We start from the raw sequence: 4,709 nt of genomic DNA, 5'->3' as shown, positions 1-4,709 counted from the left end.
GCTGCATGGCGACGTCGCCAGCCGTCCCGGCGACACGGTGACGCAGGCGGGCGCCAGCGTCGGCACCGTTGCCAGCAGCGCCGGCACGCTGGCACTGGCGGTGCTGCCGCTGGACCTGCCCGCAGGCGCGCTGGAAGTGGCGGGCGGAACGGTCGAACGCCTCGACCTGCTCGACGGCCTGGCGCGCTGATCAGGCTGCCTGCGCCGCATCCAGGCGCAGGCCGCTGGCCGCATCGAAGAAGTGCAGCGCCGCGGGAACGACGGCCACGTCGATGCCCTCGCCCGCCGCCGGCAGCACCTGCGGCGGCACCCGCATCACCAGCGCCCGGCCGGCATGGCGCAGGTTCACGAACATCTCGTTGCCGACCGGCTCGATACTGTCGATCAGCACCCCGAACGCGGCCTCGCCGGCGCCCGGCTGCAGGTGCTCGGGACGCACGCCGACCACCACCTCGCGCCCCGACCAGGCGGCCGGCAGCGACGCACGGCCGAGCGGAACCCGTCCTTCCTGGTCCATGCCCAGCGCGAAGTATCCGCCTGCCAGCGCCTGCAGCCGTCCCTTCAGCGTGTTCATCGCCGGGCTGCCGAGGAAGCCGGCGACGAACAGGTTGGCCGGCCGCTGGTACAGCGCCATCGGCGTGTCGATCTGCTGCACCATGCCGTCGTTGAGCACCACGATGCGCTGCCCCAGGGTCATCGCCTCGACCTGGTCATGGGTGACGTAGATCATCGTCGTGCCCAGCTTGCGGTGCAGGTGCGCGATCTCGGTGCGCACCGAGTGCCGCAGCTTGGCATCCAGATTGGACAGCGGCTCGTCCAGCAGGAACACCGCCGGCTCGCGCACCAGCGCCCGCCCCAGCGCCACGCGCTGGCGCTGCCCGCCGGACATCGCCCGCGGCAACGTGTCGAGCATTCCGCCCAGGCCCAGCATGTCGGCGGCGCCCTGCACCCGCCGCGCGATCTCGGCCTTGTCGTGACCGCGCAGCTTCAGCCCGAAGGCCAGGTTTTCGGCGACGGTCATGTGCGGGTACAGCGCATAGTTCTGGAACACCATGGCGATGTCCCGGTCCTTCGGCGCCACGTCGTTGACCACGCGCCCGCCGATGGACAACGTGCCGGCGCTTATTTCCTCCAGCCCCGCCACCATCCGCAGCAGTGTGGACTTGCCGCAGCCCGATGGCCCCACCAGCACCATCAGCTCGCCGTCGGCGATGTCGAAACTGGCCCCGTGCACGGCTACCCGGCCGTTGTCGTAGACCTTGCGCACCCCGTCGAACCGCACGTCCGCCATCGCCTGCCTCATTGGATCCGGCCATGCCCACGGCGGCCGGCGAAGTGGATGGCGACGCACATCGCCAATGCGGTCGGGACGACCGCTTCCGAATACGAATACAGTGGAAACATTCTGCCACGCAAGCGTTGTCCCATGGCACCATCCATGGTTCGCGGCAGCGCCCGTGGAAGCCCGCACCGGCGCATGCAGACACGCCCGGACCGCCCCCCTCCAAGCCCGCCCGCTGCTCGCTCACGGGTACGGCGCAGGCGCGGCCCGGAGCCGCGGGACCCCCACCGGAACAGCAACCAGAACATAGCGAAGGGCAATTGACAACGATGTCACCAGAACACGAAACTCGAGCCATGCACGACACCCTCCTCCTGTTCGGTGCCACAGGCGACCTGGCCCAGCGCTACCTGTTCCCTTCCCTGCTGCGCCTGCTCGGCGACGGCCTGCTCCCGGAAGATTTCCGGGTGCGCGCGATGGCGCTGTCGCCGCACGACACCGACAAGTTCCGCGACATCCTGCGGCCACGCCTGGAACAGGCGCTGCCCCACGCCAGCCAGGACGACATCAACAACCTGCTGCGACGCATCGACTACCGCTCGGTGGACCTGCGCGACCCCGGCTCGATCGCCGACGCGGTGCGCGAGTTCAACGGCCGCCATTGCGTCAGCTACCTGTCGATCCCGCCGGGCCTGTACATCTCCACCTGCGAGGGCCTGGCCCTGGGCGGCGCACTGTCCGCACCGCACCGGCTGATGCTGGAGAAGCCGATCGGCTCGGACAGCGACAGCGCCGCGCAGATCCTGCAGTCGATCGGCGCGCTGATCGACGAGGACCGGGTGTTCCGCATCGACCACTACCTGGGCAAGGCGGCGGTGCAGAACCTGATGGCGCTGCGCTTCGGCAACACCCTGCTGGAAGCGGTGTGGAACCGCAATTACATCGAGTCCGTGCACATCATGGTGGCCGAGAGCGACGGCGTCGACGGCCGCGACTCGTACTACTCGCGCTCCGGCGCGATGCGCGACATGGTGCAGAGCCACATCCTGCAGCTGCTGTGCCTGGTGGCCATGGAACCGCCGGCCTCGCTCGAAGCCGACCGCATCCGCGACGAGAAGGTCAAGGTGCTGCGCGCACTGCGCCCGCTCGACGCCCGCCATGCCGCCAAGGACAGCGTGCGCGGCCGCTACACCGCCGGCACCATCAATGGCCAGCCGGCGCAGGCCTACCAGCCGCCGGAAGGCAGCGAGGCCGAGACCTTCGTCGGCGTCACCGCGCACATCGACAACTGGCGCTGGGCCGGCGTGCCGTTCCACCTGGTCACCGGCAAGCGCCTGCCCGAGCGCACCACCCGCATCGAGGTCAACCTCAAGCCGGTCACGCACTGGCTGTTCGAACGCCCCGACCGGCGCCACGCCCAGCCCAACCGGCTGACGTTCCAGCTGCAGCCGCAGGAGAACATCCAGCTGGGGCTGATGAGCTCGCTGGCGGGCCCGGAATGGGGTGCGCTGGAACTGCAGCCGCTGGAACTGGAACTGTCGGTGCCCACCGGCCTGCACCGCCGCATCGCCTACGAGCGCCTGTTCCTGGATGCCTTCAACGGCAACCATGCGCTGTTCGTGCGCGACGACGAAGTACGCGCGGCCTGGGCCTGGATCGACAGCGTCACCGACGCCTGGAAGGCCGCCGACCTGCCGATGCAGCCGTATCCGGCCGGCAGCTGGGGCCCGGACCAGGCGCACCTGTTCCTGCCCGCGGCGATCGTCGCCGACGAGCGTTCGGACGACGCACTGTGAACGGCCCCGCCGGACACGTGCTGGTCGCCGATATCGGCGGTACCAACGCGCGCTTCGCGCTGGCCGATACCAGCAGCGCCACGCCGCTGGACCCCGGCAGCATCGGCGAGTACCCGGTGGCGCAGTTCGCCTCGCTGGCCGACGCCGCCGCCTGCTACCTGCGCGAGCGCGGCGCCCGTGCCCGCGGCGCGGTGTTCGCGGTGGCCGGGCGCGTGGATGGCGACGAGGCGCGCATCACCAACCACCCATGGGTGATCTCGCGCTCGCGTACCGCCGCGCAGCTGGGCCTGTCGCAGCTGCACCTGATCAACGACTTCGTCGCCCAGGCGATGTCGGTCGCGCTGCTGCAGCCGGCCGACGTGGTGCAGACCGGCGGCGCCCCCTGGCAGCCGGCCGCGCCTACGCTGCCGCGCAACTACTGCGTGATCGGCCCGGGCACCGGGTTGGGCGTGGGCGGGCTGGTGGTCCGCGACGGCCGCTATTACCCGTTGGCGACCGAGGGCGGCCATGCCAGTTTCGCGCCGACCACCCCGGAACAGATCCGCATCCTGCAGATCCTTGGCCAGCAGTTCGGCCGCGTTTCCAACGAGCGGCTGATCTGCGGCCCCGGCCTGGTCAACCTGCACCGGGCGCTGAGCGAGATCGCAGGCCAGGACCCGGGACAGCTGCAGCCCGCGCAGGTCAGCGAATGCGCCGCCGCCGGCGACCCGGTCGCCATGCGCGCGATCGAGGTGTTCATGGACATCTTCGGCGCCGTCGCCGGCGATGCCGTACTGGTCCAGGGCGCCTGGGACGGCGTGTTCCTGACCGGCGGGCTGGTGCCGCGGCTGCTCGGGCCGTTGCGCCATTCCGGGTTCCGCAGCCATTTCGAGAACAAGGGCCGCTTCAGCGCGACCCTGTCGCAGGTGCCGTCGCTGGCCATCGTCCATCCCTCCCCGGGCCTGCTGGGTGCGGCCGCATACACGCTGGACCTGGAGCAGGCCCCGTCCGGAGCAACCGCATGAGCGCCCTCGCCGAACGCCTCACCCTCGTCCGCCACTCCGACGAGGAAGCCTGGACCGAGAACGTCGCCGCAGAGATGGCGACGATCCTGGGCCATGAAATCGCCCAGCGCGGCCGCGCGCGCATGCTGCTGTCCGGCGGCACCACGCCGGCCCCGGTCTACGAACTGCTGGCCGAGCAGCCGCTGGAGTGGGCGCGCGTGGAAGTCGGCCTGGCCGACGAGCGCTGGCTGTCGCCGCAGGACCGCGACAGCAATGCCTGGCTGGTGCGCCACAGCTTCCTCAACCTTGCCGAGGGCGCGCATTTCGACCCCCTGGTGCGCGTGGGCAAATCGCTGGCCGAATGCGTCCACGACGCCAACCTGCAGGCGGAATACTCGCAGCCGGCCTGCCTGGTCGTGCTGGGCATGGGCAACGATGGCCACACCGCCTCGCTGTTCCCCGGCTCGCGCGACCTCGAACGCGCCCTGCACGGCAGCAAGCCGTATGCGGCGCTGGATGCCAGCGGCTGCCCGGTCGCCCGCGACTGGCACCTGCGCATCACCCTGACCCCACGCGGGCTGGCGTCCATCGGCAACCGCCTGCTGCTGCTGCGCGGCCGGCAGAAGCTCGAGGTCCTGGAGGCCGCGC

At 70.7% G+C, this 4,709-nt stretch carries 4 protein-coding genes and 1 pseudogene; 4 read left to right on the top strand and 1 reads right to left on the bottom strand.

What is annotated here, in order from left to right; genetic code table 11:
* Positions 1–190 (top strand): annotated as a pseudogene (locus ABB33_RS18815) (CAF17-like 4Fe-4S cluster assembly/insertion protein YgfZ); the annotation flags it as partial.
* On the opposite strand, the gene ABB33_RS17725 reads toward ABB33_RS18815, so the two are convergent.
* Positions 191–1,291 (bottom strand): ABC transporter ATP-binding protein, encoded by a 1,101-nt coding sequence (locus ABB33_RS17725; RefSeq protein ID WP_056932964.1) that lies wholly within the window; start codon positions 1,289–1,291, stop codon positions 191–193. It abuts the pseudogene before it with no gap.
* Positions 1,292–1,638: 347 nt separating this feature from the next.
* Between ABB33_RS17725 and zwf the strand changes: the two genes are divergently transcribed.
* The 3 genes from zwf to ABB33_RS17710 all read left to right on the top strand — a co-directional run.
* A complete protein-coding gene (gene zwf / locus ABB33_RS17720) occupies positions 1,639–3,078 on the top strand; it encodes a glucose-6-phosphate dehydrogenase (protein WP_056932963.1) in 1,440 nt (479 codons plus the stop codon).
* Complete coding sequence (gene glk, locus ABB33_RS17715) at positions 3,075–4,082, top strand: glucokinase (RefSeq protein ID WP_056932962.1); 1,008 nt, start codon at positions 3,075–3,077, stop codon at positions 4,080–4,082. Before zwf ends, glk begins: the two co-directional genes overlap by 4 nt.
* The coding region (locus tag ABB33_RS17710; protein WP_056932961.1) for a 6-phosphogluconolactonase at positions 4,079–4,709 on the top strand (631 nt) is incomplete at its 3' end. The genes glk and ABB33_RS17710, both read left to right, overlap by 4 nt.

Source organism: Stenotrophomonas acidaminiphila (genome assembly GCF_001431595.1).
Taxonomy (GTDB): Bacteria; Pseudomonadota; Gammaproteobacteria; order Xanthomonadales; family Xanthomonadaceae; genus Stenotrophomonas; species Stenotrophomonas acidaminiphila.
The sequence above is the reverse complement of the archived record's forward strand: the minus strand, read 5'-3'. Positions and strand labels throughout refer to the sequence as shown.

What these genes read in the sequence shown, in the direction of transcription:
- ABB33_RS17725 (WP_056932964.1), bottom strand. Translation starts at nt 1,291, where the DNA reads ATGGCGGACGTGCGGTTCGACGGGGTGCGCAAGGTCTACGACAACGGC.
- zwf (WP_056932963.1), top strand. Translation starts at nt 1,639, where the DNA reads ATGCACGACACCCTCCTCCTGTTCGGTGCCACAGGCGACCTGGCCCAG.